Origin of the sequence: Corynebacterium sp. NML140438 (assembly GCF_001875725.1) — a bacterium.
Classification (GTDB): domain Bacteria; phylum Actinomycetota; class Actinomycetes; order Mycobacteriales; family Mycobacteriaceae; genus Corynebacterium.
This window is the reverse complement of the sequence record NZ_MLCQ01000027.1, coordinates 1-1,219: the sequence shown is the minus strand read 5'-3', so window position 1 is coordinate 1,219 and position 1,219 is coordinate 1. Positions and strand designations below refer to the sequence as shown.

The window sequence follows — 1,219 nt, the reverse complement described above, 5'->3', positions numbered from 1 at the left end:
ATGAGACCAGGAAGCAAGCTGACCGAAGAGCAGCGTGAACAGGCAGTGCAATTATTTGAACAAGGCATGGGCAGCTATATCACTGCCCGTAGCCTTGGTGTTTCACAAAGCGCGATCCAGTCGCTGTATAACCGGTTTCTGCTCCGTGGCAGACTATGCCTTGTGGAGAAACGAAACTACCCAAAATACACCTACGAGCTTCGTAAAGAAGTCGTGGACCGATTCAACGCGGGTGCCTCCAGGATGGAACTTGCAAGGGAGTACGGCCTGGCATCTGATGAAGTCGTCAAAGTATGGGTGAGAAAGTGGCGCAAAGGCGGCGACGAAGCACTGCATTCGCACCGACGTGGCCGGCCGAAAACCTCCAGCAAGAAGACGCAGGTCAGTGCTGATGAACAGCTTATAAGGGAAAATGAACGGTTGCGGGCGGAGAATGCCTATTTAAAAAAATTGCGGGACTTGAGGAATCAGGGACACGCCTGAAAGTACAGGCGATTGTCACCCTCAAGTCGCAGTACCGTCTTGCAGATCTCCTTGCTGCCGCGAAGATGGCTCGATCGACGTTTTTCTACCACCAGAAACGATTGACGCAACCTGATAAGCACGCGCAGTTAAAAGCTGCGATACACGCCGCGTTTCGGCGCAATCATGCTCGGTATGGTTACCGCCGTATCTGGCAGGACCTGCGCAATCATGGTTGGGTCGTCAACCATAAACTGGTGTATAAACTCATGGATCAAATGGGGCTGAAAGCCAAGGTCCGCCCACGGCGACGGTATGGTTCCTACGCTCGTGTTGAAAGCCGTATCGCTAAGAATGTCCTTGATCGCAATTTCACTCCTGATGCGCCGAATACGGCGTGGGTCAGTGATGTGACAGAGTTTCGAGTGGCAGGTCAGAAAGTGTATTTGTCGCCGATAATGGATCTGTATGATCGCAGCATCATTGCTCATAGTGTGGCAACAGCACCGACAACGGCGTTTACGGCCGCATCGCTGCAACAAGCCATCAGTCAGCAGCAGCCTGCGCCTGGTTGGATCATGCACACTGACCAAGGAGTGCAGTACCAGCACGCGTCGTGGCGCAACCTGATCGACAACAATGGTGGTATCCAATCAATGTCCAGGAGAGGTAATTGTTATGACAATGCCGTGATGGAAAACTTCTTTGGCCATTTGAAAGCCGAGATGTATCACGGCGAGAAGTTCGGGTCTGTCAA

1 pseudogene is annotated in these 1,219 nt (G+C 52.3%); it reads left to right on the top strand.

The features are described from left to right. Positions 1 to 153: 153 nt before the first annotated feature. A pseudogene (locus tag BJP08_RS11455) lies at positions 154 to 1,219 on the top strand (IS3 family transposase); the annotation flags it as partial.